At 63.7% G+C, this 26,166-nt stretch carries 27 protein-coding genes and 1 tRNA gene; 15 read left to right on the plus strand and 13 right to left on the minus strand.

All coding sequences use genetic code 11. The features are described from left to right. Nucleotides 1-13 precede the first annotated feature (13 nt). The 5 genes from gltX to VQ045_RS01580 all read right to left on the minus strand — a co-directional run bounded on the left by gltX (nucleotide 14) and on the right by VQ045_RS01580 (nucleotide 5,179). Complete coding sequence (gene gltX / locus VQ045_RS01560; RefSeq protein ID WP_331828932.1) at nucleotides 14-1,387, minus strand: glutamate--tRNA ligase; 1,374 nt, start codon at nucleotides 1,385-1,387, stop codon at nucleotides 14-16. After that, on the minus strand, nucleotides 1,384-2,625 hold the full coding sequence (locus VQ045_RS01565) for an MFS transporter (RefSeq protein ID WP_331828933.1): 1,242 nt from the start codon (nucleotides 2,623-2,625) through the stop codon (nucleotides 1,384-1,386). The genes gltX and VQ045_RS01565 overlap by 4 nt, the downstream gene beginning before the upstream one ends. 99 nt (nucleotides 2,626-2,724) lie before the next feature. Continuing rightward, nucleotides 2,725-3,153 (minus strand): GNAT family N-acetyltransferase, encoded by a 429-nt coding sequence (locus VQ045_RS01570; protein ID WP_331828934.1) that lies wholly within the window; start codon nucleotides 3,151-3,153, stop codon nucleotides 2,725-2,727. 3 nt (nucleotides 3,154-3,156) lie between these two features. Then, nucleotides 3,157-3,456: a hypothetical protein gene (locus VQ045_RS01575; RefSeq protein WP_331828935.1), complete on the minus strand. Its 300-nt coding sequence runs from the start codon at nucleotides 3,454-3,456 to the stop codon at nucleotides 3,157-3,159. A gap of 1 nt (nucleotide 3,457) precedes the next feature. Continuing rightward, entirely contained in the window at nucleotides 3,458-5,179 is a 1,722-nt protein-coding gene (locus VQ045_RS01580) for an NAD+ synthase (RefSeq protein WP_331828936.1), read from the minus strand. Between the two features lie 84 nt (nucleotides 5,180-5,263). Here VQ045_RS01580 and VQ045_RS01585 point away from each other — a divergent pair, with 84 nt between their 5' ends. Together VQ045_RS01585 and VQ045_RS01590 are read left to right on the plus strand one after the other, a co-directional pair. Continuing rightward, a complete protein-coding gene (locus tag VQ045_RS01585) occupies nucleotides 5,264-5,848 on the plus strand; it encodes a DUF1003 domain-containing protein (RefSeq protein WP_331828937.1) in 585 nt (194 codons plus the stop codon). A 370-nt stretch (nucleotides 5,849-6,218) separates the two neighbouring features. Beyond that, nucleotides 6,219-6,863 (plus strand): DedA family protein, encoded by a 645-nt coding sequence (locus VQ045_RS01590; protein ID WP_331828938.1) that lies wholly within the window; start codon nucleotides 6,219-6,221, stop codon nucleotides 6,861-6,863. 43 nt (nucleotides 6,864-6,906) lie between these two features. Here the strand turns inward: VQ045_RS01590 and VQ045_RS01595 are convergent, their stop codons facing one another. From VQ045_RS01595 to rpiA, 8 genes are all read right to left on the minus strand, one after another. After that, a complete protein-coding gene (locus VQ045_RS01595) occupies nucleotides 6,907-7,497 on the minus strand; it encodes a hemerythrin domain-containing protein (RefSeq protein WP_327622853.1) in 591 nt (196 codons plus the stop codon). Nucleotides 7,498-7,543: 46 nt separating this feature from the next. Then, a complete protein-coding gene (locus tag VQ045_RS01600) occupies nucleotides 7,544-8,341 on the minus strand; it encodes a DODA-type extradiol aromatic ring-opening family dioxygenase (protein ID WP_331828939.1) in 798 nt (265 codons plus the stop codon). A 97-nt stretch (nucleotides 8,342-8,438) separates the two neighbouring features. Next, the gene (locus VQ045_RS01605) at nucleotides 8,439-8,870 is read right to left on the minus strand and encodes a GFA family protein (RefSeq protein ID WP_331828940.1); all 432 of its coding nucleotides are present in this window, start codon (nucleotides 8,868-8,870) and stop codon (nucleotides 8,439-8,441) included. A gap of 34 nt (nucleotides 8,871-8,904) precedes the next feature. Then, entirely contained in the window at nucleotides 8,905-10,290 is a 1,386-nt protein-coding gene (locus VQ045_RS01610) for a class II 3-deoxy-7-phosphoheptulonate synthase (RefSeq protein WP_331828941.1), read from the minus strand. Between the two features lie 151 nt (nucleotides 10,291-10,441). Continuing rightward, on the minus strand, nucleotides 10,442-11,077 hold the full coding sequence (locus VQ045_RS01615; RefSeq protein ID WP_327645729.1) for a gamma-glutamylcyclotransferase family protein: 636 nt from the start codon (nucleotides 11,075-11,077) through the stop codon (nucleotides 10,442-10,444). A gap of 31 nt (nucleotides 11,078-11,108) precedes the next feature. Further along, the gene (gor, locus tag VQ045_RS01620) at nucleotides 11,109-12,509 is read right to left on the minus strand and encodes a glutathione-disulfide reductase (protein WP_327645731.1); all 1,401 of its coding nucleotides are present in this window, start codon (nucleotides 12,507-12,509) and stop codon (nucleotides 11,109-11,111) included. A 186-nt stretch (nucleotides 12,510-12,695) separates the two neighbouring features. Then, on the minus strand, nucleotides 12,696-13,250 hold the full coding sequence (locus tag VQ045_RS01625; protein WP_331828942.1) for a DUF2059 domain-containing protein: 555 nt from the start codon (nucleotides 13,248-13,250) through the stop codon (nucleotides 12,696-12,698). A 120-nt stretch (nucleotides 13,251-13,370) separates the two neighbouring features. Next, nucleotides 13,371-14,066 (minus strand): ribose-5-phosphate isomerase RpiA, encoded by a 696-nt coding sequence (rpiA, locus tag VQ045_RS01630; RefSeq protein ID WP_331828943.1) that lies wholly within the window; start codon nucleotides 14,064-14,066, stop codon nucleotides 13,371-13,373. A 170-nt stretch (nucleotides 14,067-14,236) separates the two neighbouring features. Between rpiA and VQ045_RS01635 the strand changes: the two genes are divergently transcribed. The 13 genes from VQ045_RS01635 to VQ045_RS01695 all read left to right on the plus strand — a co-directional run bounded on the left by VQ045_RS01635 (nucleotide 14,237) and on the right by VQ045_RS01695 (nucleotide 26,166). Beyond that, entirely contained in the window at nucleotides 14,237-14,923 is a 687-nt protein-coding gene (locus VQ045_RS01635) for an HAD-IA family hydrolase (protein WP_331828944.1), read from the plus strand. A 92-nt stretch (nucleotides 14,924-15,015) separates the two neighbouring features. After that, nucleotides 15,016-15,090, plus strand: a tRNA-Val gene (locus tag VQ045_RS01640). A gap of 234 nt (nucleotides 15,091-15,324) precedes the next feature. Beyond that, nucleotides 15,325-15,540 (plus strand): hypothetical protein, encoded by a 216-nt coding sequence (locus VQ045_RS01645; protein WP_331828945.1) that lies wholly within the window; start codon nucleotides 15,325-15,327, stop codon nucleotides 15,538-15,540. Nucleotides 15,541-15,564: 24 nt separating this feature from the next. Further along, nucleotides 15,565-18,702: a formate dehydrogenase subunit alpha gene (locus tag VQ045_RS01650; protein ID WP_442879817.1), complete on the plus strand. Its 3,138-nt coding sequence runs from the start codon at nucleotides 15,565-15,567 to the stop codon at nucleotides 18,700-18,702. Nucleotides 18,703-18,712: 10 nt separating this feature from the next. Then, nucleotides 18,713-19,309, plus strand: coding sequence for a formate dehydrogenase FDH3 subunit beta (gene fdh3B, locus VQ045_RS01655; protein ID WP_327645742.1), 597 nt, complete (start codon nucleotides 18,713-18,715; stop codon nucleotides 19,307-19,309). A gap of 21 nt (nucleotides 19,310-19,330) precedes the next feature. Continuing rightward, a complete protein-coding gene (locus tag VQ045_RS01660; RefSeq protein WP_331828946.1) occupies nucleotides 19,331-20,557 on the plus strand; it encodes a formate dehydrogenase subunit gamma in 1,227 nt (408 codons plus the stop codon). Beyond that, the gene (locus VQ045_RS01665; protein WP_327622866.1) at nucleotides 20,554-20,682 is read left to right on the plus strand and encodes a hypothetical protein; all 129 of its coding nucleotides are present in this window, start codon (nucleotides 20,554-20,556) and stop codon (nucleotides 20,680-20,682) included. The genes VQ045_RS01660 and VQ045_RS01665 overlap by 4 nt, the downstream gene beginning before the upstream one ends. Before the next feature lie 95 nt (nucleotides 20,683-20,777). After that, entirely contained in the window at nucleotides 20,778-21,134 is a 357-nt protein-coding gene (locus VQ045_RS01670) for an NADH-quinone oxidoreductase subunit A (RefSeq protein WP_327622867.1), read from the plus strand. Then, on the plus strand, nucleotides 21,125-22,264 hold the full coding sequence (locus VQ045_RS01675; RefSeq protein ID WP_331828947.1) for a hypothetical protein: 1,140 nt from the start codon (nucleotides 21,125-21,127) through the stop codon (nucleotides 22,262-22,264). Before VQ045_RS01670 ends, VQ045_RS01675 begins: the two co-directional genes overlap by 10 nt. Beyond that, nucleotides 22,261-23,184, plus strand: coding sequence for an NADH-quinone oxidoreductase subunit H (locus tag VQ045_RS01680; RefSeq protein WP_331828948.1), 924 nt, complete (start codon nucleotides 22,261-22,263; stop codon nucleotides 23,182-23,184). Before VQ045_RS01675 ends, VQ045_RS01680 begins: the two co-directional genes overlap by 4 nt. Continuing rightward, the gene (locus tag VQ045_RS01685) at nucleotides 23,175-23,939 is read left to right on the plus strand and encodes an NADH-quinone oxidoreductase subunit J family protein (RefSeq protein ID WP_331828949.1); all 765 of its coding nucleotides are present in this window, start codon (nucleotides 23,175-23,177) and stop codon (nucleotides 23,937-23,939) included. The genes VQ045_RS01680 and VQ045_RS01685 overlap by 10 nt, the downstream gene beginning before the upstream one ends. Beyond that, on the plus strand, nucleotides 23,936-24,241 hold the full coding sequence (nuoK, locus tag VQ045_RS01690; RefSeq protein ID WP_187389396.1) for an NADH-quinone oxidoreductase subunit NuoK: 306 nt from the start codon (nucleotides 23,936-23,938) through the stop codon (nucleotides 24,239-24,241). The genes VQ045_RS01685 and nuoK overlap by 4 nt, the downstream gene beginning before the upstream one ends. Then, nucleotides 24,241-26,166: an NADH-quinone oxidoreductase subunit 5 family protein gene (locus VQ045_RS01695; protein WP_331828950.1), complete on the plus strand. Its 1,926-nt coding sequence runs from the start codon at nucleotides 24,241-24,243 to the stop codon at nucleotides 26,164-26,166. The genes nuoK and VQ045_RS01695 overlap by 1 nt, the downstream gene beginning before the upstream one ends.

The raw sequence follows: 26,166 nt of genomic DNA on the forward strand, positions 1-26,166 counted from the left end.
CGGGAACGGCCGATCAGGAAAGGCGGGCGATGGTTCTTTCCCTGCCGATAAGTGGCAGCAGCGCGGCCAGTTCAGGCCCATGGTCCAGGCCGGTCAGCGCCAGCCGCAACGGCATGAACAGCGGCTTGCCCTTGCGTCCTGTCGCTTCTTTCACCCGGCCCGTCCATGCGCGCCAGGTCTCGGGACCGAAGGCGCCTTCCGGCAAAAGCTCCCGTGCGGCTTCGACAAAGGCTTGGTCGTCGCCGGACAGGTCCGGCTTGTCCGCCAAATCGCCGAAAACAATGCGCGCCCATTCGGCGGCATCGGCCAGCTTCGCGCAATTGCCGCGCACGGCCTGCCAGAACATTTCGCCCCGCTCGTCCGGCACGCCCATGGCCGCGAGCCGTTCGGCGACCCCCGCGTAAGGCAGCGCATGGACGATCTCGCCATTCAGCCGGTCGAGTTCGCCGGGATCGAATTTCGAGGCGGATGGCGAGACATCCTCGAAGCGCAAACGTTCGGCCAAGGCGGCGAGATCCGACATCGGCTCGATCGAACCGGACAGACCGACCAGAACCGCCAGCGAGGCGACGGCCATCGGCTCGCAGCCGGATTCGCGCAACGACTTGAGCGACAGGGCGCCGGTGCGTTTCGATAGCCCCTCACCGCCGATCGCGGTCAACAGATTGTGGTGACCGAAGACCGGCGCATCGAGGCCGAGTGCACGGAAGATGGCGATCTGGACGCCAGTGTTGGTGACGTGATCGTCGCCGCGAATGACATGGGTGACACCCGTTTCGCCGTCGTCGACGATCGAGGGAAGCGTGTAGAGATAGCTGCCGTCCCCGCGCATCAGGACGGGGTCGGACAACGAGCCGAGATCGACCGTCTGCGGGCCGCGAATGAGGTCGTCCCAGTGGATGTCGGTGCGCTGCGGCGCGTGCGGATCGGAGGCGAAGTTCGGAAGCAGGAACCGCCAGTGCGGACGACGCCCCTCCGCCTCGAAGACCTGCTTCTCCGCGTTCGACAGTCGCAACGCCTCGCGGCCGTAGACCGGCGGCAGATTGCGCGCCGCCAGGCGTTTGCGCTTGCGGTCCAACTCGTCCGGGGTCTCGTAGCAGGGATAGAGAAGCCCGGCCTGCTTCAGCCGCGCGGCCGCGGCGGCATAATGGTCGAGCCGTTCCGACTGACGGATGACCGCATGCGGCGCGATCCCGATCCAGGCGAGATCGGTCTCGATCATGTCGGCGAATTCCCGGCGCGACCGCTCTGCATCAGTGTCGTCAAAGCGCAGGACGAAACGTCCGCTATTCTTCTCGGCGAACAGCCAGTTGAACAGCGCGGTGCGCAGATTGCCGATATGGAGGTGCCCGGTGGGCGACGGGGCGAAACGAACGATGACGGTCATCGCTCTGCCCTACTGAACCCGGACGTCTCTGGCAATCGGCGGAGCCGGCGAGAGACGCCGGTCAGAACCAGCGTGATCGCCGCACAAAAGACCGCCATGAGATTGATCAGGAGTGGATAAGGAACGCCGAGATCCATCAGGATGCCGCTCAGCCCCGGCCCGAGGGCGCTTCCGAACACCATGACCGCGAGGACCAGCGAGCGAACCGCGCCGAGATGGCGCACGCCATAGATCTCGGGCCACAAGGCGCCGAAGAGCGTCGCCGCGAAACCGTTGGAGATGCCGAGAAACATCATGAAGACGAAGATCGAGGCCTCGGCGGTAAAATTGGCGGCGACCAAGGTGGCGAAGGTCATCGGGATCAAGAAGAACGGCAGCAGCCGCACGGCAGAGAAGCGGTCGATCAGCCAGCCGCAGACGAGCGCGAACACCACCGTCGTCGCCGACATCACCGCAAAGCCGGAGGCGAACAGCTCCAGCGGCCAGCCGCGCAATTCGGTCAGATAGACCTGGTGGAAGAACAACGTCGTGCCGATGAAGGACGGCGCCACGACGCCCATCGCGAGAAGATAGAAGGTCGGGCTCCGGAGAACCTGTGCGACGGTCCAGTCGGGCACATCCGATTGCGGCGCGCCGGCCGGCTCCAGCGACAGCGGATCGCGCTCACGATTGGTCAGCAGCGTGATGGCCGGCAGCGCCACGAGCAGCAAGACGATCGCGCTTGCCACCCATGCGCCCCTCCAGCCGAGCACTCCCGCGCTCATCACGAAGAGAAGCGGCAACAGCGCTTCGCCGGCCTGGAAGCCGGGGGTGACGAGCGATATCGCCCGGCCGCGATTGGCCACGAACCACCGGCCGGTGGCGGTGAAGGCCGTCTGGCTCATCATCCCCTGTCCGAACAGGCGCAACAGGTAGATCGAAAGGAGCAGAAGCGGCACCGAGGTCGACCACGACAGCACCAGAGTGGCCACGGCGAGACCGGTGATCGTGCCCGCCGCCACATGCCAGGTCCGAAACCTGTCGAGGAGGCGGCCGAGAAACGGCAGCGTCGCCGCGCTGCCGAGCGTCGCCATCATGTAGATCAGGCCGAATTCGCCATTGGTGAGGTCAAACTCGCGGCGGATCTCGCCATTCGACAGCGCGATGAAGAATGTCTGGCCGAAGGACGAAAAGAAGCAGAGCAGGAAACCGCCGCCGAGCCAGCGCCCATTGCGGCCGATGAAGGAGAGGAAGGTCATGGATGGTCCGAACGGCATGGCCGGTGCGGCCCCTGCCGCAAATGTTGATCGTCTGCCTTATCATCGCACGCAGCTGGCACAAACGGCGAAGACGGGCTGCTATTTTACCAAGCGCATGTTGTAGCCGTCGTCCACCGCCTCGAACCCCAGCCCGGCATAAAGGCCATGCGCGTCGCGGGTCCTCAGATACCAATGGGTCACCGTCGCAAGCTCGGGATGAGCCAGCAGCGCGGCGACGAGTCGCCGCCCAAGTTCCCGCCCTCGGTGCTCGGGCCAGACCACAACGTCCATGATATGGGCGAACACCGCGCAGTCACTGGAGGCGCGCGCGAACCCGATCATCTCGCCATCGCGATGGGCACTGACCACCAGCGAATGAGTCAGCGACACTTGGACGGTCGCGAGCGTGCGACCTTCCGCCCAGCAGGTTTCTGACAGAAACCTGTGAAGCTTGTCGACGTCGACCCGCCCGTGTTCGAAGGAAATCTCGTCGTCCTGGCGGTCGTTAGACTGCTCGGTTCCCAACATCGATCAGGCAGCCAAGCCGACGGGCGAGCCGGTGGCCAGCAGCCAGCCGAAGAGCAGCAACCCGGCCGCGATGAAGACGACGCCGAAAATGAGCTGCCGCGCGGCGTAGCGCCGCTCGGGTTCCAACTCCGCCCCGAACGCATGGCGCTTCATCGCCCGAAAATAATCGCCGAACTGGAAGCTCGGCCGGTGCCCAGTCACTTTCCATATCCGCCGCATCGCCAGGAAATAGCGCAGCAGGAACAGCGCTCCGACGGCAAGCGTGGCGATTGCGACGGTATCGAGCGGCGGGATTTCGAACATCTCACGCACCATCCCGGAAGCGATTGGTGATCGGATAGCGCCGGTCGCGACCGAAATTCTTGCGCGTCACCTTCACCCCCGGCGCCGATTGCCGGCGCTTGTACTCGGCGATGTAGAGAAGCCGCTCGATATGCCGCACGGTGTCCCGGTCGAAGCCGCGCTCGACCAGCTCGTCGACGCCGCCATCATGCTCGACGAGATGCTGAAGGATCGCATCGAGGACCTCGTAGGGCGGCAGCGAATCCTCGTCCTTCTGATCCTCGCGCAGCTCCGCCGACGGCGGCTTGTCGATAATTCGCTCGGGAATCACGATGCCGTCCGGCCCCAGGCATTCTTTCGGCCGGTTCGCGTTGCGCCAGCGCGCCAGGCGAAACACCTCGGTCTTGTAGAGATCCTTGATCGGATTGAAGCCGCCATTCATGTCGCCGTAGAGCGTGGCGTAGCCGACGCTCATCTCGCTCTTGTTGCCGGTTGTGACGACCATCGAGCCGAACTTGTTGGAGATCGCCATCAGGATGGTTCCGCGCGTCCGGCTTTGCAGATTTTCCTCGGTGATGTCGGCTGGCCGGCCGGCGAACATCTCGGCCAATGCGCTGGTGAATCCCTCGACGGGATCGGCGATCGGCACGATGTCGTAGCGCACGCCGAGCGCCTCGGCACAGGCCGCCGCATCCTCCAGGCTGGTCTCGGCCGTGTAGCGATAGGGCAGCATGACACAGTGGACGCGCTCCGCGCCCAGCGCATCGACGGCGAGCGCCGCGACGATCGCCGAATCGATACCGCCGGACAGACCCAGAACGACGGATTTGAAGCCGTTCTTGTCGACATAGTCGCGCAATCCCAAGACACAGGCGCGCCATACCGCCTCGTCCGCATCCGGCATCGCAGCCGTCTCGCCGTTCTGGCAAGCCCAACCCGTGGCTCCTCTCTGCCATTCGGTGAGGTAAACGCCGGATTCCAGCCGTGGCAGCTGGAAGGCCAGGCTCCGGTCGCCATTGAAGGCGAAGGAACCGCCGTCGAAGACGAGATCGTCCTGTCCGCCGACCTGGTTGGCATAGACCAGCGGAAGGTCGGTCTCGATCACCTGGCGCAGCGCCACCTGGTGCCGCACATCCATCTTGCCGCGATAAAACGGCGAACCATTCGGCACCAACAGGATCTCGGCGCCCGATTCGGCCAGCGTCTCGCCGACGCCGAGATCGCCCCAGATGTCCTCGCAGACCGGAATGCCGAGTCTGAGGCCACGAAAATTCACCGGGCCCGGCATCTCGCCAGCCTGAAACACCCGCTTTTCGTCAAATTCGCCATAGTTCGGCAGATCCACCTTGGAGCGCCATGTGACGACGCGACCTTGATCGAGGACGGCCACGGCGTTGAACAGCCCCTCCCCGGTGCGCAGCGGACACCCGATCACCACGCCGGGGCCGCCATCCGCCGTATCTCTCGCCAGAGCCTCGACTGCTTCCAAACAGGCTTCGATGAAAGCCGGCTTGAGTACGAGATCCTCGGGCGGATAGCCGGCAATGAAGAGCTCTGTGAAAAGGATCAGGTCGGCGCCCTCGGCCGCCGCCGCGGCCCTGGCATTGCGGGCCATCGCGAGATTGCCCGCCACATCGCCAACGGTGGGGTTCAACTGGGCGATGGCCAGCTTCAAATGGTCGTCGATAGCTTTCACGGCCTTGCCCGGCTCCCTTGCGAAATCATGCAAACGGACGAATGGCATATCCGAAACCGTCAACCGGCCTCATAACAAGCCGCGTCGGAGGGCGCGAGCCCGTTCGTCCCAAACTCGCCAAGGAGGAGAGCCATGCCGATCAGCAATCACCGCAATGCGGCCACGCGATGGTTCGGCCGGTCAGCCGACCTGTTGCTGCCCATCGAACGGCGGATTCTGGAAAGCGCGAGACAGGGCACGACCATCGCCCGCGATGTCAACGCCCATTTCAAGGCGCAGTCGACTGTCGGCGAGCGGCTGTCCGACCGCATCGCCGAAATAGGAGGTTCCTGGAGCTTTATCCTCAGCTTCCTGGGTTTCCTGGTGCTGTGGGTCATCGTCAACACAGTGCTTCTGACGCGCCAATCCTTCGACCCCTATCCGTTCATCTTCCTCAACCTGATCCTGTCCATGCTCGCTGCCATTCAGGCGCCGATCATCATGATGTCGCAGAACCGGGCGGCTGCGCGCGACCGGCTGGATGCGAGCCACGATTACGAAGTGAACCTCAAGGCGGAGATCAAAATTCTCGCACTGCATGAAAAATTCGACGCGATACGCGATGCCGAGCTGAAGCAGATCGCCGAGACGCTGGTTCGCATCACCGACCGGCTGGCCCGGTTGGAAGGCGCAGGCAGCAGCGTTTCGAACAGCACTCTCGGGAGCCCGCCGACTTGAGCGGCATCGTCCATCGGGTTGCCCTTGTTCTGTATGCTCAATGCCCTGTCGGCGGCAGTTTGGACCGGGCTATTCGTCTCGTTGGGATGGACTTTCGGCCTCGCGGCCGAAACGGTTCTGCGGCGCCTGTTCGCGCGGCACCAAGGTTTTGTGCTGGCGGGTATCGCGCTGGTACTGACGGCGGGGCATTTGGGCGGATTTTTCGTGAAGCGGCGGAGGCGTAGGAGCGAAGCTGGGGATTGAGAATGCCGCCTTCCCCCGAAAGCCACTTTCTTGCGCCGTAAAACTCTGCGACAAGCGCGCCACGTCGAACTGCGACGGGATGGTCGATCGCGCCTAGGCCGTCGCACTCCTGACGCGCGGAGCCGCTGTGTACGAAATCCTGAGCCTCATCGGACAGTTCGGACCGATCATCGTCCTGGCCGGAACCTTCTTGGAGGGCGAGGTCTTCGCGATCATCGGCGGCTTTCTGGCCTATCGCGGATCCTATCCGTTCGAGATGATGATCGCGCTGGCCTTCGCCGGTTCTTTCGTCGGCGATCTCTCGGTCTTCTTGTTCGCTCGTTTTTCATCGAATCACCGTTGGGTGGCGCGGTGGCGCAGCCGGCGGAAATTCGCCAAGGCGCTCGAATTGGTCGAGCGCTACCAGGCCTATTTCGTCATCGTGAATCGGTATATCTACGGCTTACGAATGCCAGGTCTCATCGCCCTCGGCCTGTCGCGGATCTCGATCACGCGCTTCGTCCTGCTCAACCTGTTCGGCGCGGCGCTCTGGGCCGGCATCTTCACGACGGTCGGCTACGTCTTCGGCTATTCGATCGGCTCTGTCTTCGCACATCTCCAAGTAATGGAACGTGGCGTCGGAATCGTGCTGATCGTCATCGCGGTGGCGCTTGCCGGCTGGTTCGCATGGCGCCAGTGGGGTCCGGTTTTCATGCGACGCGCGCGGAACCGGCGCGGTGAGCGATTGGCGCCCGGCTCGAAGCGTCGTCCCACCGATCCCGACCTGCGATAATCGGGTTCGATCACCGCAGCTTGGTTCGACGCTTTCCGTCCGCTCAAATCCCGATCGCGGCCTCTCCACGGTCGAGAATCAGAGGAATGATCAGATCCTCCTCGTCGGCGAGATGCCGCACCAGGCGGTTCAACAACCGCTCGCTGGCATCGGCATAAGCGTCTGAGGCCCTGCGCGCGTCGTCACGGGGCCCGCCGGGGCCGATCTCAATCGCCAGGAAACGATTGGCCGTCTCGGCCGTGGCCAGAAGGTCCTGGTGAATCACATCGTGATCGGCCTCGAGCAATTCGAATCCGTGAGCGAGCTTGTGTTCCGCGCGCTGAAACACCGGAAAATAATGCTGATCCTCGATCCCGTGGTGGTCTTCCAGCTGGGTGAGGAAGAACTGCAGCCGCGGCGCGAACCACTGCCGAAAGGGGCCCATCGCGACCGTGCCCTCGCGCTGCTGGGACAACGCCCCTTGAAGAGCGGCGCCAAGCTCGCGGAACATGTCGTGCCGCTGCAGCCAGAAGCGCGCCGTTGCGCCGAGATTTTGATGCCCCGTCCATATCTCGCGTGGATAGCGATCCAGCAAGTCGCGCAAATCCGCCGGCAGTCCGGTGCGGGTATCGAGATCGAAAACACTCTGGTCCATCGGACAGGCGATTGCCCCCATTCCCTTCCGCTTTGCCGTAGTCTCCTCAGGCGAAGGCAAAGGCCTCCATGGAGAGCACGCCGAAATCGCGGCTGCCATGCAGCTTCCTGGCGGTCGCATCCGCTCCACCCGCACCGATCGCCACGTATAGCGGCATCAGATGTTCGTCGGTCGGATGATTCTCAACCGCAAAAGGTGCCCTCGCCCGATAATCGGTAAGGGCCTCGCGGTCGCCTGCGACGACGCGCTCGCTCATCCAGTCGGCGAAATCGGCAACCCAGGCCGGCGTTTCGGCCTGCCGCTCGCTTTGCTGCATGCGCGCGAACGCCTCGCGCAGATTGTGGGTGAACGAGCCCGACCCGATGATCAGAATGTCCTCATCACGAAGCGGCTCCAGCGCCGCTCCGAGCGCGAGGTGATGCGCGGGTCCGTGCGTCGGATCGACCGAGACTTGCACGACGGGGATATCCGCATCCGGATAAGCGAGGATCAGCGGCACCCAGGTGCCGTGATCGAAGCCGCGTCCGGTCGCGGCCTCCGCCACGAAGCCATCATCCGTGAGTGCCTTTACGATGCGACTGGCGAGCGCCGGATCGCCCGGGGCCGCATAGCGCATCTCATAGAGGCGCCGATCGAAACCGCCGAAATCGTAAATCGTCTCCGGCCGTTCGTCGCCTGACACGAGGACCTTGTTTTCCGCTTCGAAATGGGCACTGGCGACGACGATCGCTCTGGGGCGCGGCAGGTCCGCGGCCAGGGTGCGCAGAAACCGCGTCGCCTCGGTCTCGGCAATCGCGATATCAGGCGATCCATGGGAAATGAACAGGCTGGGAAAAGACGACATCACGCAAACTCCGTTGATTCACCTCGAAGCTAACGCCGGTTCGACGGCAACGTCAGCCACTTCGAAGCCGACGCAGCGTTTACCGTTTGCGGTTCCCTCACCTACTCTTGGAGCCGACCACCGTTCGGCCATCGCGTTCGGGAAACTGCTCGAGCCCGTCGCCGATGTCGTAGAAGTCGGCCTTGCTGGCCGTGTAGATATGATGCGACGGGACGAGGCCACTCGGCTGGTCGAATGCTCCGGCCAGGATCGATGTCTGGTCGAGGCCGTCGTGCTTCCAGAACAGCAGCGTGCCGCAGGTAGAACAAAAGCCGCGCCGCGCGTCCGGCGACGACCGGTACCAGGCGAGCGTCTCGCCGGTGACCGACAGATGGTCGTCGGCGACGCTCGTCGCGGCATAATGCAGACCGGATTGCCGGCGGCATTGATCGCAATGGCAGAAGATGACCGGTCTGACCGGTCCCCGGGTCTCGAACCGGACGCCGCCACAGAGACAGCGTCCGGTGCGAATGGTCTCATCCGTCGGCATCACCAACCCCTGAGCCCCAGTCTCCGGCTGTGCGTTAGAAATTCGCCGCCTGCTTTGGCGCGTTAGCGGCCTGATCCTTCTTGAGAAGCTCGGCGACCAAGAAGGCGAGTTCCAGCGCCTGATTGGCATTCAGTCGCGGATCGCAATGGGTGTGGTAGCGCTCCGACAGATCCTCGGCCAAAACCGGCCGCGCGCCGCCGGTGCATTCGGTCACGTCCTTGCCGGTCATCTCGATATGGATGCCGCCGGCATGGGTTCCCTCGGCCCGGTGGACGTCGAAGAACCCTTGCACCTCGGCGAGAATCCGGTCGAACGGCCGCGTCTTGTAATGGTTGAGCGTGATGGTGTTGCCGTGCATCGGATCGCATGACCAGACCACCTTGCGTCCCTCTTTTTCGACAGCGCGGATCAGCTTCGGCAGATGCGCCTCGACCTTCTCATGACCGAAACGCGTGATCAGCGTCAGCCGGCCTGCCTTGTTCTCCGGATTCAGCTTGTCGATCAGCCGCAGCAATCCATCGGCTTCCATCGAGGGGCCGCATTTCAGGCCGACGGGGTTCTTGATCCCGCGGCAATATTCGACATGCGCATGATCTTCCTGGCGGGTGCGGTCGCCGATCCAGATCATGTGGCCGGACGTCGCGTACCAGTCGCCGGAGGTCGAATCGACGCGCGTGAACGCCTCTTCATAGCCAAGCAGCAGCGCTTCATGGCTGGTGAAGAAATCGGTCTCGCGCAGCGAGGGATGGTTCTCCGCGTCGATGCCGATCGCCCGCATGAAGTTCATCGTCTCGGAGATCCGGTCCGCGAGCTGGCGATAACGCTCCGCCTCGGGGCTGCCGGCAACGAAGCCGAGCATCCACTGGTGGACATTGTCGAGGTTGGCATAGCCACCCTGCGCAAAGGCTCTGAGCAGGTTCATCGTCGCGGCCGACTGGCGGTAGGCCATCACCTGCCGCTCCGGGTTCGGTATGCGCGAGGCCTCGTCGAACTCGATGCCGTTGATGATGTCGCCGCGATAGGAGGGAAGCGTCTTGCCGTCCTTGGTCTCGCTGCCGGAAGAGCGCGGCTTGGCGAACTGGCCGCCGATGCGTCCGATCTTGACCACCGGCTGCGACGCGGCAAACGTCAGCACCACCGCCATCTGCAGGAAGGCGCGGAAGAAATCGCGGATGTTATCGGCGCCATGTTCGGCGAAGCTCTCGGCGCAGTCGCCGCCCTGCAGCAGGAAGGCCCGACCTTCGGCAACCTCACCGAGGGCGCGTGTCAGCTTGCGGGCCTCACCTGCAAAAACCAGCGGCGGAAAGCTCGCCAGACGCTTTTCGGTTTCGGCCAGCGCCATCGGGTCCGGATAGTCCGGCACCTGCTCGATGGGCATTGAGCGCCAGCTCGATGGTGTCCAGTCCTTCGCCATAACCATGTCTCCTGACCGGGCATCTCCCGGTCGTCTCTTGTCTCGTCGTGATCCGAAATCGCGGCTGTCAGGCTCGCTCGCCTCGACACGCCGGCGGCGTTTAAACATTTCTACGCCGCTTTGTCATCCTTTGCACGGCGCCAGTCTCGCGGTGGCTTCAATCCGGATCGACGAAGCGCGCGCCGCGATCGACCACGAGGCGGTCAAAAAGATCCGCCTCATGCCGGTCCAGACTGACCGCACGCGGATAACGCGGCTCGGCCCGATCGCGCAGAACGGCTGTCTCGAAGCCATGTGTCTCATTGACGAAACGCCGCAGTCCGGCCGCACCGTAGAGCGTATGGAACCCTTGCATCACCGCGTCGAGATAGCTCTGCAGGATGGCCGCCTGCATATCACTGGCATCGGCCGCGCCGCGATGCGCCTCGTATATATAGAGCGGCACGCCGGCGACCGGCGGCGCCTCGATTTGAAGGCGAGCGAGATCGACGATACGGCGACTGTAGCCGGCTTCGCGTTCGTCCACCGACGGCAGATGGTCGGCGAGATCGTAGACCACCACGCCTTCGACCGCATGGATGTCGGATGGATGGACCGATAGCAGCGCCATCGCGGCGCTCGGCTCGCGCGGTAGCCAGAACCTCCGCCAGCCCTCGACGCGGGCACGGCGAATGCCGAGAAACTTGGTGCGCAAGGTGCGCCGGTTGACCAATGACCCATAGCCAAAATAGGCGACGATACGCCCCTCGGCTGCGAGGCGCGGAAGGTCCGGATGATCGTCGTGGATGTCCATTGAAACGGCTCTACCGGGTCATCGCGGCGGATCAGGCGGCGACCTTTTCGCCCTTGCGGACCCGGTAGGTCGGCTCGTACATCGTCACCAGTTCCTCGGCCGCAGTCGGATGCACGGCCATGGTCGCGTCGAACTGGGCCTTCTTCACACATGCCTTGATGGCGATGCCGATCAACTGCGCCGTTTCGCCTGCCTCCGGCCCCAGAATATGGGCCCCGACCACGGTGTCGTCGTCCGCGTTCACGAGGAGCTTGATGAGCATCCGGTCGGGCCGGCCGGCCAGGATGTTCCGCATCGGTCGGAAGATCGTCTTGTAGACGTCGAAATTCTCGAGGTTCTTTTCGGCCTCGTCTTCCGACATGCCGACCGTCGCGATCTGCGGATGCGAAAAGACGGCGGTGGGGATGTTGACGTAGTCCGGCTTCGTCGGATTGCCCTTGAAGACGGTCTCGATGAAGCACATCGCCTCGTGGATCGCCACCGGCGTCAACGGAACCCGGCCGATCACGTCGCCGAGTGCATAGACATTGTCGGCGCTGGTCTTCAGGTGCTCATCGACAAGGACGCAGCCTTTTCTATCCATTTGCACGCCCGCCTTGTCGAGGCCGAGCTTCTCCGTGCTCGGTAGACGTCCGAGAGCTAGCATGATCTGGTCGCCCTCCCAGCAGGCGCCATCCGACAAGGTGGCGCGAAGCCCGCCGTCGTCATTGCGCTCCACCTTTTCGAAGACCGTCTTGGTGATGATCTTGATGCCCTTGTTTTCAAGCTCGGCGTGCAACAGGCGGCGCACATCCATGTCGAAGTGCTGCAGAATTTCCAGCCCCCGGTAGAGCACCGTGACCTCAACGCCGAGGGCGTTAAAAATGCAGGCGAACTCGATGGCGATATAGCCGCCGCCGGCAATGATGATCTTCTTCGGCAATTCGGCAAGATCGAAGGCCGCATCCGAAGTGATGCAGAGTTCGTGCCCCTCCAGCGCATCATGCGGATTGGGGTAACCGCCGACGGCGATCAACACCTTGTCGGCGGTGACCGTACGATCCGCATTGACCAGGCGAATCGTGTGGGCATCGTCGAACACCGCAGTGTCGCGGAGAATTTCAACGCCGGCCTTTTCCAGGTTGGCCTGGTAGATGCCATTGAGGCGGCGAACCTCGGCATCGCGGTTCCGCTTCAGCACGTTCCAGTCGAAAGAAGTCTCGCCAATCGTCCAGCCATAGCCGGCGGCGTCTTCGAAATGTTCGGCGTATTCGCCAGCATAGACCATCAGCTTCTTTGGCACGCAGCCGCGATTGACGCAGGTTCCACCGAGATCGTCATATTCGGCGACGGCCACCCGATGTCCCATCTGGGCGGCAAGGCGCGCGGCGCGAACGCCGCCCGAGCCACCGCCAATGACGAAGAGGTCGTAGTCATATGATGTCTGGGTCACGCGTGAATTCCGTCTGTTGCAACCATCGCCGGATCGAGCGTCACCAGCCGGCGCGAGAAAAGATTCGGTCGGCCGCGGCGCCGGTCCTGCATTGCCGTTAGCAAAAAGGGCGGCCAAATGACCACCCTTTTCGCATCATCGGCCCGTTGCCGTTTTCGTGAAGCCCTCGAAGGGCGCGGCTCTCTATTACTGGGCCGGGGTCGCAGCATCCGCACCCGCTGCGGCCGGAGCCGCATTCGCCGTCGGGGCGATCTGGCGTATGCCCTCGATCGCGCTCTCGCGCAGATCCCGCACGATGCCATTGCTCCAGACCTCGGCGGCGCCGACCATTTCGCGTGTCGCCGCAGGCCCTTGCGCCAACAGCTTCTTGCCGGCTTCCGAGTTGTAGAACTGAGCGATCTGCTGCAATTCCTCCTCGGTGAACAGCTTGGCATAGACGCGCGCGACCTCGTTCTCGAGATCGCCGCGCCGCGGCGCGAGCGCCAGTGCCCTTTCGTCCACCATGTCGGATATCTCGGTTTGGCGGTCGGGATTATTGCCGATCAATTCAGACTTGATCTGCGTCGCGGCGTTGAGAAGGATATTGTCGAACTGGTCCGTCGCGGCAATGGCCTCAAGCGTTGCGCGGGCGGCGGCGAGGTGCGAGTCCGAGATGTCCTGTGCAAGCGCCGTTGCCGGCAGCATCAAGATCACAGCCGCGACCATCAGGTGGGTCCGGCGCATCAATTCGCTGAAGATCATGAAACCTATGTCTCCGTTCGATTTCTCTCGCGCGCCGATCCGGCTGCCGCGTCTGGCGCTTGAGTATTGGATTTCAGCCCGTTCTGGCAAGGGCGGCCGCCGGCCGCATGGCGAGACGGCTTACGCGGTCAGGGTCTCGATCCCGCGTTCGGACGCAAGGATCGCCTCGCTCGCCAAACCGATGAAGAGGCCGTGCTCGACGACACCAGGAACCTGGTGCAGCGCCTGTGAGAGCGCTTCTGGATCGGGAATGCGGCCAAAAGATGCGTCGAGAATCAAATGCCCGCTGTCCGTGATGAAGGGATCCGCGCCGCGTCTCCGAAGGATCATGTCGCCCTCGAGCCCGAGGCTGGCCGCGGCCTTCTGGATGGCGAGATAGGTTGCCATCATTCCGAAGCCGTTGATTTCGATCGGCAGCGGAAAGGCGCCAAGGGTTTCGACTTTCTTGGAAGCGTCGGCGATCACCAGCATCCGATCGGAGGCGGCCGCAACGATCTTCTCGCGCAACAGTGCCCCGCCGCCGCCCTTGATGAGCCGCAACCGGCCGTCGACTTCATCGGCGCCGTCGATGGTCAGATCGAGTTGCGGCACGGTCTCCAAAGTTGCGGTCGGCACACCGAGTTCACGGCAGAGCGCTTCCGTGCGGTCCGATGTCGTGACGCCGATCACGTCAAGTCCGGCATGCACGCGATCGGCAAGAACCCGAACGAAGGCCTCGGCCGTCGATCCCGTGCCGATACCCAGCCGCATGCCATCCTCGACATAGCCGAGAGCCGCCTCGCCCGCCATGGCCTTCAGTTTCGCCGGTTCCGTCATCAGCCCTGGGTTCCTCCTTGATCAGGTGGCTCCTCTAGCCTTTATCGACTCGGCTGTCGATCAACCGGACCCCGCGCAGCCAGTTGACCGCCGGAGCGCGTCAGGCGAAGGGTCCGCGTGGCCGACGATGGAAACGTTGCGACCGGAAGGGCATGAGGAGTCATTCATTCATGGCGAAAGTCGCTGTCTTCGATCTCGACGGAACGCTGGTCGATACCGCGCCGGATCTCGCCGCGAGCCTCAACCACTGCCTTGCGGCCGCCCGGATGCCGGCGATGCCCCTCGACATGGTCCGACCCTATGCCGGACACGGCGCCCGCATCATGCTGCACGAAGCCTATCGACGCGACGGTCGTCCTCTTTCTGATGAGGAACTGAAGGAGCAGACCGCCCGGTTCCTGGTGCATTACGAGGCGAACATCGCCGTCACCTCGGCACCGTTTCCCGGCGCCGTCGCAGCGATGGACCGGCTGGTGGAAGCCGGCTTCAGGCTCGCCATCTGTACCAACAAATACGAGCGCCTCGCGCAGTTGCTCTTGTCCGAAATCGCCCTCGCCGACCGTTTCGCGGCGATTTGCGGGTCCGATACTTTTCCCCGGCGTAAGCCCGACCCCTCGCACCTGACCGGAACGATCGAACGGGCCGGCGGACGCTGCGACACGTCGATCATGATCGGCGACACGTCGACCGATATCGACGCAGCCGCTGCCGCTGGCATCCCGTCGATCCTTGTGGATTTCGGCTACGCGCCGGACGCGAAGGCCCGCGCCCGGGCAAGCTTCATTCTCGACGATTACGCGCACCTGGACGCAGCGCTCGCCGGCCGTCTGATCGGCTCGCCGACTCACGTAAGCTGAATCCTGGCGCCGTCCCCCTCCGGGATGTTGACGAGCACGACCCGACGGCTCTATATCGCCGCACCTTCCCGGCGGCCACGGTCGCCCAGGCAGGGCGCGTAGCTCAGCGGGAGAGCACCTCGTTCACACCGAGGGGGTCACAGGTTCAATCCCTGTCGCGCCCACCATTCATTTCAGTGACTTGGATTGGCGTAGCTGCCGACCAACATTGGCTTCCCTACCCCGGTGCCCCACCGTTTCAGGCGCCTTTGCATCGCCGACCGGCCCGCGAATTGACCGCAAACATCGCACAAATCGCGGCATGTCGGCGTAAAGCGCGGACATTACATAACGCTAATCTAGACATGCGAATCCGGAGCGGTATCTCCGCACGGACCGAGTGGGTCATAGTGGAGGTTACGATGGACAATCTTCCGGACAATCGTAAGCGCGGCGCCGCGACCGTGTCGCGAAGCCGCCGCGCCTTTTTGCGCGGAGTTTCCGGGAGCGGCTTGGTAGTGGGCGCGCTCGTTGTCGGCGCCGACGCGGGTGCGGAGGAGACCCTTAGCGACGGGGGCGAAGAAGGATATCGGGAGAACGCCCATATCCGTCGCTTCTACGAGCTTTCCCGCTTCTGAGACATCAAGACAGGGATCGTTGCCTTGCTACGGAAAAAAACGCCCACCCCGAATGTCCTCCGCCATTTCCCGCTCCGGTCCGACGCCGGAACGGTTTCCCGCCGCAGCTTTCTGCGCAATTCGGGGCTGGCCGTCGCGGGCCTTGCCGGAGCCAGCGCGATGGGAAGCGGCATGGTCCGTGCGCAAACTGAAAAAGTCGCCCGCGGCCCCGCGGATACGCAGGTCAAGAAAACCATTTGTCCGTTTTGCTCGGTAGGCTGCTCCATCTGGGCGGAGGTCCAGAACGGCGTCTGGATCGGACAGGAACCGGCCTTCGAAAGCCCCATCAACCTCGGTACGCACTGTGCGAAAGGCGCCGCCACTCGCGAACTCGCGATCGGCGAGCGGAGGCTGAAATATCCGACCAAGCTGGAAAACGGCAAGTGGGTCCGGGTCAGTTGGGAACAGGCGATCGACGAGATCGGCGACCGATTGCTCGAAATTCGGGAGATGAAGGGACCGGATTCGGTCTACTGGCTCGGGTCAGCCAAGTTTTCCAATGAGATGGCCTATCTGCACCGCAAGTTCGCCGCCCTATGGGGCTCGAACAACACCGATCATCAGGCCCGTATCTGTCACTCGACCACGGTCGCCGGCGTCGCCAATACCTACGGCTACGGCGCCATGACCAACACCTTCAACGACATCCACAATTCAAAATCGATCTTCCTTCTCGGCGGCAACCCTGCGGAGGCGCATCCGGTCTCCATGCAGCACCTGCTGCGGGCCAAGGAGAACGGCGCCAAATTCATCGTCGTCGACCCCCGCTTCACCCGGACTGCCGCGCATGCCGACGAGTATGTGCGCATCCGCCCGGGAACCGATGTCGCGTTTCTGTGGGGAGTGCTGAACTACATCCTGGAGCAAGGATGGGAGGACTCCGAGTATATTCAACAGAGGGTTTTTGGCTTCGACGACATTCGCAAGGAGGTGGCGAACTATCCCCTCGATGTCGTGACCAACATCACCGGAATTCCGGAGGATCAGATCAGGCGCGTGGCGGAGATCGTCGCGCAGAACCGTCCGGGAACCCTGGTCTGGTGCATGGGGCTGACCCAGTCGACGATCGGCAGCAGCAAGACGCGCGCTGCCTCGATCTTCCAGTTGGCTCTCGGCAATATCGGCAAGCCCGGCGGGGGCGCGAACATTTTTCGCGGGCACGACAACGTCCAGGGCGCAACCGACCTCGGCGTCGCCTGCGACGATCTGCCCGGCTATTACGGCCTCAGCGAGGACGCATGGAAACATTGGACCCGGGTCTGGGACCTCGACTACGAATGGCTGCGGGACCGCTTCGCTTCCAAGGAGCTGATGGAACAGAAGGGCATGCCCGTCTCGCGCTGGTTTGACGGCGTGCTCGAGCCAGCCGACAACATCGAGCAGCCGCACCCCCTTAGTGCCATGATCTTTTGGGGTCACGCGCCGAACTCCCAGACCCGCGGGCCCGATCTGAAAAAAGGCCTGGAGAAGCTCGATCTTCTGGTGATCGTCGATCCAGTGCCAACCGCCTCGGCGGTAATGGGTGAGCGGACCGACGGCGTCTATCTTCTGCCCGCCGCCACGACGATGGAATGCGCCGGTTCGGTCACCAACTCGAACCGCTCGCTGCAGTGGCGCGAGAAGGTCGTTGAGCCAATGTTCGAAGCGAAGACCGACTATGAGATCGCACGGCTGTTCGCGGAAAAGCTCGGCTTCGCCGAGCAGTTGCTGAAGCACATCGGCGTCGAGGACGGCGTGCCAGTGGCGGAAGACATCCTTCGCGAAATCAACCGCGGCATGTGGTCTGTCGGCTATAGCGGGCAGAGCCCGGAGCGGTTGAAACTGCATATGCAATACCAGCATCTTTTCCATCCCACGACGCTGATGGGCATGAGCGGGCCGGTGAAGGGCGAATATTACGGCCTTCCGTGGCCGTGCTGGGGCACGCCGGAAATGAAGCATCCGGGCACGCCCATCCTCTATGACCAATCGAAGACCATTGCGGAGGGCGGGCTGCCGTTCCGGGCGCGGTGGGGCGTCGAGCACGACGGCCAGAACCTTCTCGCCGAGGACAGCTATCCTAAGGGGTCGCCGATCCAAGACGGCTATCCTGAAATGACCGTGGCTGTCCTGGAGCAGCTAGGCTACCTCGGCCAGCTCACGCCGCGCGAGCAGCTCGTCATCGTCGCCACAGCAATGGGCGACTACCATCCTTCGCTTCTGGAGACGAGCGACGCCGATGCCCGGCAAATGCTGAGCCAGATGGAAGAGCCGAAACAATCGGACGTGGACCCCGCGGCCGAAGCGCGGGCTGTGCGCCAGCAGTTTCCCGATATGTCCGACAAGGCTCAGCAGGCGATTGCCGCCTATCTCGCTCATAAGAAAAAAGAGAAGGGCGACACGGGCTCGAAGAAGCAGGCCGGCGCAAATGACAAGCAGGATCTTTCGAAGACGGAGCCGCTGCGCGACAAGATCCTGCGCATCAACTGGAAGACCGATCTGTCCGGCGGGCTTCAGCGGGTGGCGATCGCCAATGGCCTGGCTCCCTTCGGCAACGGCAAGGCGCGGGCGATCGTGTGGAATTTCCCCGACGCGATTCCCGTCCACCGGGAGCCGCTGTATACGCCGCGCCGCGACCTCATCCCGAAATACAGGACCTACGAGGACCGCACCGATTTTCGGCTGCCGACGGCCTATTGGTCGATCCAGAAAAACGACTACAGCCGGGAGTTCCCGCTGGTGCTGACGAGCGGGCGCCTCGTGGAATTCGAGGGCGGCGGCGACGAAACGCGGGCGAACAAGTGGCTTGCCGAATTCCAGCAGGACATGTTCGCCGAGATCAATCAGGCGGACGCGGCGCGGGTCGGCGTCTCGGACGGCGGCCAGGTCTGGGTCGCGACGCCCGAAGGCGCCCGCATCCGGGTCGCCGCGCTGGTCACCAACCGAGTGGACGAGGGCACGGTCTTTCTGCCCTTCCATTTCGCGGGCATGTGGATGGGAGAGAGCATTACCGACCGCTATCCGTCCGGGACGGTTCCCTATGTCACCGGCGAAGCCGCAAATACCGCCATGACCTACGGCTACGACGTCGTGACCTTCATGCAGGAATCGAAGGCGTCGCTGTGCCGGCTCGAACCCGCTTGAGGAGTAGCAGATGGCTCGGATGAAATTTCTGTGTGACTCGGACCGCTGCATCGAATGCAATGCCTGCGCGACCGCGTGCAAGAACGAGAACGAGGTGCCGTGGGGAATGGTGCGCCGACGGGTCGTCACGATCAATGACGGCAATCCCGGCGAGAAGTCGATCGCGATCTCCTGCATGCACTGCACCGACGCGCCCTGCATCGCGGTCTGTCCGGTCTCCACGCTCTATCAGAACGACATCGGCATCGTCCTGCACGACAAGGACACCTGCATCGGCTGCGGCTACTGCTACTACGCCTGCCCGTTCGGAGCGCCGCAATATCCGCGCGACACCAATTTCGGCTCCCGCGGCAAGATGGACAAATGCACCTATTGCGCCGGCGGTCCCGAGGAGACTGGCTCCCAGGCCGAGTTCGAAAAATACGGTCGCAACCGGATCGCCGAAGGCAAGCTGCCGCTTTGCGCCGAGGTCTGCTCGACCCGCGCTCTGCTCGCCGGCGACGGCGACGTCATCTCCGACATCTACCGGGAGCGGACCGAACACCGTGGCTATGGCTCGGGAGCGTGGGGCTGGACGACCGCCTACCACGCCAGCGATGCGGCCTGATCGCGAAAAGGAGAACAGGACATGTCAGCAGCACGGATAGCGGGCGGTCTCGTTGCGCTGCTCGCCGGCCTCCTCCTCGGTGTGGTGGTCGTTCTCAGCTTCATGAGCGAAAATCTCGTGCAGCCCGAGGTGTCGGTGGCGGGGGCGTCTGGCGGGGGCGAGGCAAGCCCCGTTGTTGCCGCCGAGGCCCTGATCGGGCGATCCAATCTGCTCGGGGACCGCGTTGAAGCTGGCCAGACCCGCGGCGTGAGTGTGGACACGGACGGTGGAGGACGCGCCAATCTCGTGTTCCGCGACGGCGTGGCCGCACCTCGGCAACTGACCTCCTCATGGCTGACGATCGGAGAAAAGGAAGCGCCTATCCTGCCCGAGGCGCGACGCATCCAGGGCATATCCTCCCTGCCCTACGAGAACGCCGCCTCCTTCGAGCAGCCCGGCGGGCGCACCTGGCGCAGCCTGCACAACGATCAGGTGAGGTACGGCGGCAGTTGGGTCATCTTCGGCGTACTTGCCGCGCTCGGCCTGTTTCTCTTCGTTCGGGGCCGGGTTAGGATAGCCGAAGGAAAAGCCGGCACGACGATCAAGCGTTTCTCGGCGACCGAGCGCGCCAATCACTGGATGACATCATCCGCCTTCGTTGTCATGGCGCTGACCGGTCTCGTAATCCTCTATGGCAAGCCGCTGTTGCTGCCGCTGATCGGCGAATCAGCCTTGGGCGATCTCGCCTGGGGCAGCGCCTGGCTCCACATGGCATCCGCGGTTCCTTTCGTCATCGGCGTGACGATGATGGTGGTGTTTTGGCTGTTCCATAACATTCCGACACGGCTAGACTGGGAGTGGCTCAAGCGCGGCGGCGGCATGCTTCGCGATGACGGCAAGAACCCACCGGCCCGCAAGTTCAACGCCGGTCAGAAGATCGTCTTCTGGGGCGTGACCCTCGGCGGCTTCACGCTGCTCGCGTCGGGCCTCCTGCTCATGTATCCGTTTCTGCTGTTCGGATATGGCGGGATGCAGACGGCGCAGCTTTCGCACGCGATCATCGCTCTTTTGATGATCGGGCTCATCTTCGGGCATATCTATATCGGCACGATCGGGATGGAGGGGGCGTTCGCGGCGATGTGGTCAGGATGGGTGGACCGCAACTGGGCCAAGGAGCATCACAGCATCTGGTATTGCCAGATGACGGGCGAGGTCGGGACGCAGGAGCCCTCCTCCGCCGAGGCCGCTCCGGGAGAGCGCGGACCATGAAAGCATTCATCATTGGGGTCGTGCTCATGGCCGCCTTGGCGGCGCTGACGATCGGCGTGTTTCCCCTCGCCGAACAGTCGAGCGCGGTGGAAAGCCCCTCCGTTCATCTCGACGAGGAACGCTGATCAAGGACTTGGATCTGACTGAAAGGTTTTGCTGATCGGGTTGACGATCGCCGAGAACTGCACAGGTCAAGAGAGGCGACCGACACGAAAAGGACATGGCTTTGGAAGGCTTGGCTGGCGCCCTTGTCATTGCATTTTTCGCGGCATCGATCGCCGCTGTGGTCCGGTTCGCGCCCTCCGGTTTTGCCGCCTCCCTGACCGAACCCCAGAAGACGCCGTTTCTTGGCGGCGGGACGCCGGACACCCATGCCTGGCAGCGCTACCATGTCCGCTACTACCCAATGACGCTGCTCTTCGTCGCCTTCGAGATGGAGATGATGTTCATGTATCCTTGGGCCGTCGTCTTCGTCGAAGAGGGCGGCAAGGCGATGATAGAAATGGGGATGTTCCTCGCCATCCTCTCCGTCGGGATCGTCTATGGGTGGCGGGAGGGCATCTTCCGGTGGCAATAGCCTTGCTTCGCCGCCTCGCGGGCGCGGCACCCGTCCCTGTTTTCGCGGCTGTCGGCGCCGGGATGCGCGCCGCGGCTGACGACCTTTTTCTCGACAGCCGGATCACTCGAACAAACAGCGTCTGCCATGCCCGAATTCTGCTTGTCGCGGGGCCGGTACGGGAGGCCGATCAGGACGATCTCCGCCGCCTGCATGATCAGATGCTACATCCTCGCGCGACGCTCTGGTGGAAGTCGAATCCCGGGCCGGACTTCGCTGAACCGGCGACTTCGGACGAGGACGACCCCGTCGCGGCTCTCGAGGCGATCCACCGCGCGCTGATCGACGGGACACGGGATAGCGAACCGGACATCCTGCCAGACGAGCCGCCCAATCCCTGGCGCGGCAAGGGAGATTACGGCCAGGGCGGCGAAGGGATGATGGGCGGAACCCCTTATGGCCGGCCGATGGCGATGACCGACGATGATCTGCGCGACGGATTGGCGCTCGACGCCTATACCGCGCCGTTCGGCCCGTTCCTGCCGATGCTCCCGCCGGGCCTGAAGCTGTCGGTGACATTGCAGGGCGACGTCATTCAGACCGCAAAGCTTTTGCGACCGCCCTTTCCCCAGGCGAAACCCGCCGACGGGACGGTCCATGCCTTACGGGCTCTTGCGCATTTCCTGCCGGTCCTCGGCCTCGAGGCACACGCAATCCGCTGTCTCGAGGCCGCTCGATCCTTGAGCGTCGGCAAAGCCATAGAGCTGAACAGAATCCGACAACTGCTTCGCTGGTCCGGTGCGCTTGCCGCGATCCCTCCCGGTATCGGCGTAGTCGAGGGTGCCGACGTACGGATGCGGGTCGAGCGATGGCTGGCCGCGCTGGACGAAAGCCAGCCCGGGACGTTCGATGATTCCGCGACAACCTCTCCCCTCAAATCTGCTCGTCTCGTCGATCTGCTGCGCGGGCGTGAGTGGAGCGAGGCCATTCTCATCGCCAACAGCTTCGATACCGAAACGCTGATCTCCCTGGCGTCTGTCGAAGCCGAGGCGGACGATCAGGACCGGAAGGACGAAAACCGGATGAATCATGAGGGGCATGGGGCTGGAAACCCGCATGGCGCACACGCTCACAGAGCGCCGGGCGCATGACTCAAGTGCTCGCGACCCTCGTTCTTCCTCTGGTTCTTCTGGGCGGGATCGCCCTGGCCGCCGTGCTCGACCGGACAGTCCCTGCCCTCGTCGCCGGCCGCTCCTTGAAAGCAAGCTTCGTTAACCCGATTACGGCGGCGTCGTCTTGGGCAATGGCGCAGACCGGTGGGACGGAACATCCCGACAAGGTCAACTGGATTCTCGCTCCCATCCTGTATTTCACGCTGGCCGCCATCGGTCTGAGCGTCGTGCCATTCGCGCCGGGCGTCGTCGCCGCGGATCTCGATGCCGGCATCGTCCTGTGGGGCACGTGCGAGTCGCTGACGGTCGTCGCGGTGTTCCTGCACGGCTGGTCGGCCAACTCGCCGCTTCCCCTGATCGGCGCCTATCGCTACGTCGCGATCGGGCTTCCGGCCATGCTCCTGTCCATGTTCGTGCTGATCGCGGCCGCGCTTCCGGCCCAGTCTCTCGCCGTCACGGAAATCGTCGAAGCGCAACGGAGTGTCTGGAACATCGTGCGCCAGCCCGCCGGGTTCGTCCTTTTTCTGATGCTCGGTCTTTCGCTCAGTCTTCGCGGCCCCTTCGACTATGCCGATCCCTACGATCTGGCCGGTGGAACGACGGCCGAGATCTCCGGGACGACCCGTTTGACATGGTGGCTGGCGCGGCTCGCCATGCTCGTCTCGGTTTCCGCGATGGCGGCGACGGTCTTCCTCGGCGGGTATCTCGGCCCTATCCTGCCCGGCTTCGTATGGCTGGTCCTGAAGACAGGTCTCGTCCTCGTCGTCCTCGTCGGCGCCGGCGAACTCTTCGCCCGGCTACCGCCGGACCGGATGATGAACCTGATCTGGCTGGCGCTGTTGCCGCTGTCGTTTCTCATGCTCGTCGCCGTCGGTGTGGAGCTGCTGCTATGGGGCTGATCGATCTTGCCTTCCTGGCGCTCTCCGCGGTCGCGATCGTCTCCGGCTGGCGCGTGTTCGCGACCGATTCCATGGTGCGCGCCTCGTTTCTTCTGCTGTTGTCCTTCACGGCCGTTGGCCTGATCATCCTGATGCTGGCGGCACCCTATATCGGCATCGCGACCATCTTCATGATGGCGGTGGAGATGATGGTGATGGCCCTCTTCATGGTGATGTTCATGATGAACCCGGCCGGACTCAATCCCATGATGATGGTTCACCAGAACCGCTTTGCGATCGGCGCCGGCGTCGTCGCCTTTGTGGGGCTGAGCGCAGCCATCCTCGCGACGGATTTCCCGACCGACCCTGTCGATCCGGGCCGGCAGGTCATCCGCGACCTTGGCCTGGAGATGCTCGGCCCGTCGATGCTCATCTTCGAGACAGCGGGCGTCACACTTCTCGCCGCAATGGTGGGCGCCGTCGTTCTGTCGGCGCGAACCGGGCGTTTCGGTCGCTCGGACGAGGGCTCCCGCCCCCCAGGGCTAGAGGTGGGCGGCGAGCCGGCCGGCCGTCGGGTCGAAAAGGCAAGCGGTCACGGCCATCATCACATGCACGGTTCCCATGATGGACATGAGGACGCGGAACACGCGGAGGGACATCCGGAGGCTGACGGTCACGACGCCGATGGCGGCGAAAGCGGGCGGCGGCCGTCGCTGCGCAGTGATTGGTCGGCCGGGGACCGATCGATGACCTCGAAAACGAAGGCACCCTCGTGAGTCTCGTGAGCGTCCTGATCGTCGCCAGCGCCCTGATCGGCATCGGCCTATATGGCGCTCTGTCCCAACAGTCCTTTGTCATGCTGATGATGGGACTGGAACTGATGCTCAATGGTGGCCTCCTCGCGGTGATCGGCTTCTGGTCGTTCAGCCTCGGCGGAGCACCGGAGGGGCAACTTCTGGCGATCATCGTCATGGCCGTGATGGCCGTCGACATGGCCGTTGGCTTCGCGCTCGTCACCGCCGTCTATCGAAAACGACAGGCCGACACGACCGAAAGCCTGGGGACGATGAAGCACTGATGCTGTTCCTGGTCGCCCTCCTGCCCATTGTCGCCGCGGCCGCCGTGCCGCTGACATCCCAGCTCGCCGGTGCCCCCAGCCGTCGCCTGCTGATGGTCGTTGCGATGGTCGGTCTCGGGCTCACTCTTCTTCTGGCGTTGCTGGCCGCCGCGGGCGGTTGGACCGGAACGATCGTCTGGTCGGGACCCCTCCGCCTGACCGCGGTGCTGACACCAATCGCCGGCGCCATGGCGATGCTTGTGCCCGTGATCGCGCTGCCGATCCTGGCCTATGCCGCCTTCCACGAAGACGAGACCGGTCTCGGGCGGCTCGTCGCGATCCTGCTCTTGTTCGTTGCCGGCATGGAGCTTCTGGTGATCGCCGACGATCTGCTGACTCTTCTGATTGGCTGGGAGCTGGTCGGTGCCTGCTCCTATCTTCTTATTGCCCATGATTGGCGTCATGCCGACAATGCCGCGTCCGGCCTCTACGCCTTCCTGATGACGCGTTTTGGCGATCTCGGATTGTTCGCGGCGGCGATGGCGGCCTACGCCGCGACGGGCTCGTTCTCCTACGACGGTCTGAGCAACGTCTCAGGCCCGCTCGCCGCCGTCGTCGCGTTCGGTCTCCTGCTGTCGGCGGCTTCGAAGTCCGGCCAGATTCCGTTTTCGCCCTGGCTGTTCCGCGCCATGGCGGGACCGACCTCCGTCTCCGCGCTTCTCCACGCAGCGACCATGGTCGCGGCGGGCGCCTATATCATCATCCGCCTTGAACCATTCCTGGCGACGGTTCCGGGCATCCCTGAAATGATTGTGGCGATCGGGCTGGCGACGGCCCTGTTGGGCGGAGTCGTCGCCACCCTCCAAAACCACGCCAAGAAGCTACTCGCCGCGTCGACCTCGGCTCACTATGGCTTGATGTTCGTCGCGGTCGGGTCCGGATATCCCGGCATCGCCTTCCTGCATCTCGTCGCTCACGCCGCCTTCAAGGCGGTCTTGTTCCTGGCCGCTGGCATCGCGGGGGAACGCGCGGGAAGCTATGGCCAGCATCTCATGGGATTTGCCCGGGCACTGCCCCTCATCGGGGTCATGACCGCCATCGGCGCCCTCTCTCTGGCCGGCATCCCCCCGCTTGGCGGGGCCTGGACCAAGGAAGCCATCGTCACGGCTGCGGAACATGGCAGTGTCTGGATCGCGGCGGGCGTGATCCTGGCAGGCGGGCTCAGTGCGGCCTACGCGACCCGGTTTCAACTTTCGGCGTTCGGGCTCGTCGAACGCGAGGAGCAGGATTCTCCCGAAGCCAAGCCTAGCCGGGTCGAAACCGGCGCCGTCGTGACGCTCGCCCTGCTGACGTTGGCGACGTCTCTCGTCTGGGTGCCGTCGGTGCGCGAAGCAATCGGCCGCGTGCTCGAAATCCAGCTCCTTGAGGCAAGCCTCGCGACCTTTACCCTGTCGACTGCGGCCGTCGCGGCTGGGCTCCTCGTCGGTGTGTTTCTGGTCCGTCGATTTCCGGAGATTGGGCTTGAGGGACGATCCGCGGAGACGGCGGACTGGCTCGGTCTGCCGGACCTGATCGAGCGGACCGTCACCCGACCCGTAACACGCTTGGCAGTGGCAGCCGCGGCGGTGGACGACCGGGTGATCGATGCCGGCGTTCGTCTAATCGCCAGTAGTGGCGCTCGCGCCGCGCGGCTTGGTAGCAGGAAGGACGATCGCGTTCTGGACCGCGGTGTCATCACCAGCGCCAGCGCCGTCCACTGGCTCGCCTCGGCGAGCGACCGCACGGGCGAATGGCTGATCGACGGTCTCGCCGAGGGCACCGCCCTGATCGTCGGGCAAAGCGGCCGCGATGCCCGGCGCCTCCAGACAGGCATGTCCCACCATTACTATGCCTTGGCCACCGGCGGCTCGATCCTCGCCTTTCTGTTCCTCCTGATTGTCTCCTGA

This window comes from Aurantimonas sp. E1-2-R+4, assembly GCF_036549515.1.
Classification (GTDB): domain Bacteria; phylum Pseudomonadota; class Alphaproteobacteria; order Rhizobiales; family Rhizobiaceae; genus Aurantimonas; species Aurantimonas coralicida_A.

Bases quoted from the DNA above. Each gene is read 5' to 3' on its own strand.
- gltX (WP_331828932.1), bottom strand. From the start codon at position 1,387: ATGACCGTCATCGTTCGTTTCGCCCCGTCGCCCACCGGGCACCTCCAT.
- VQ045_RS01565 (WP_331828933.1), bottom strand. From the start codon at position 2,625: ATGACCTTCCTCTCCTTCATCGGCCGCAATGGGCGCTGGCTCGGCGGC.
- VQ045_RS01570 (WP_331828934.1), bottom strand. From the start codon at position 3,153: ATGTTGGGAACCGAGCAGTCTAACGACCGCCAGGACGACGAGATTTCC.
- VQ045_RS01575 (WP_331828935.1), bottom strand. From the start codon at position 3,456: ATGTTCGAAATCCCGCCGCTCGATACCGTCGCAATCGCCACGCTTGCC.
- VQ045_RS01580 (WP_331828936.1), bottom strand. From the start codon at position 5,179: ATGCCATTCGTCCGTTTGCATGATTTCGCAAGGGAGCCGGGCAAGGCC.
- VQ045_RS01585 (WP_331828937.1), top strand. From the start codon at position 5,264: ATGCCGATCAGCAATCACCGCAATGCGGCCACGCGATGGTTCGGCCGG.
- VQ045_RS01595 (WP_327622853.1), bottom strand. From the start codon at position 7,497: ATGGACCAGAGTGTTTTCGATCTCGATACCCGCACCGGACTGCCGGCG.
- VQ045_RS01600 (WP_331828939.1), bottom strand. From the start codon at position 8,341: ATGTCGTCTTTTCCCAGCCTGTTCATTTCCCATGGATCGCCTGATATC.
- VQ045_RS01605 (WP_331828940.1), bottom strand. From the start codon at position 8,870: ATGCCGACGGATGAGACCATTCGCACCGGACGCTGTCTCTGTGGCGGC.
- VQ045_RS01610 (WP_331828941.1), bottom strand. From the start codon at position 10,290: ATGGTTATGGCGAAGGACTGGACACCATCGAGCTGGCGCTCAATGCCC.
- VQ045_RS01615 (WP_327645729.1), bottom strand. From the start codon at position 11,077: ATGGACATCCACGACGATCATCCGGACCTTCCGCGCCTCGCAGCCGAG.
- VQ045_RS01625 (WP_331828942.1), bottom strand. From the start codon at position 13,250: ATGATCTTCAGCGAATTGATGCGCCGGACCCACCTGATGGTCGCGGCT.
- rpiA (WP_331828943.1), bottom strand. From the start codon at position 14,066: ATGACGGAACCGGCGAAACTGAAGGCCATGGCGGGCGAGGCGGCTCTC.
- VQ045_RS01635 (WP_331828944.1), top strand. From the start codon at position 14,237: ATGGCGAAAGTCGCTGTCTTCGATCTCGACGGAACGCTGGTCGATACC.
- VQ045_RS01645 (WP_331828945.1), top strand. From the start codon at position 15,325: ATGGACAATCTTCCGGACAATCGTAAGCGCGGCGCCGCGACCGTGTCG.
- fdh3B (WP_327645742.1), top strand. From the start codon at position 18,713: ATGGCTCGGATGAAATTTCTGTGTGACTCGGACCGCTGCATCGAATGC.
- VQ045_RS01660 (WP_331828946.1), top strand. From the start codon at position 19,331: ATGTCAGCAGCACGGATAGCGGGCGGTCTCGTTGCGCTGCTCGCCGGC.
- VQ045_RS01665 (WP_327622866.1), top strand. From the start codon at position 20,554: ATGAAAGCATTCATCATTGGGGTCGTGCTCATGGCCGCCTTGGCGGCG.
- VQ045_RS01670 (WP_327622867.1), top strand. From the start codon at position 20,778: ATGGCTTTGGAAGGCTTGGCTGGCGCCCTTGTCATTGCATTTTTCGCG.
- VQ045_RS01680 (WP_331828948.1), top strand. From the start codon at position 22,261: ATGACTCAAGTGCTCGCGACCCTCGTTCTTCCTCTGGTTCTTCTGGGC.
- VQ045_RS01685 (WP_331828949.1), top strand. From the start codon at position 23,175: ATGGGGCTGATCGATCTTGCCTTCCTGGCGCTCTCCGCGGTCGCGATC.
- VQ045_RS01695 (WP_331828950.1), top strand. From the start codon at position 24,241: ATGCTGTTCCTGGTCGCCCTCCTGCCCATTGTCGCCGCGGCCGCCGTG.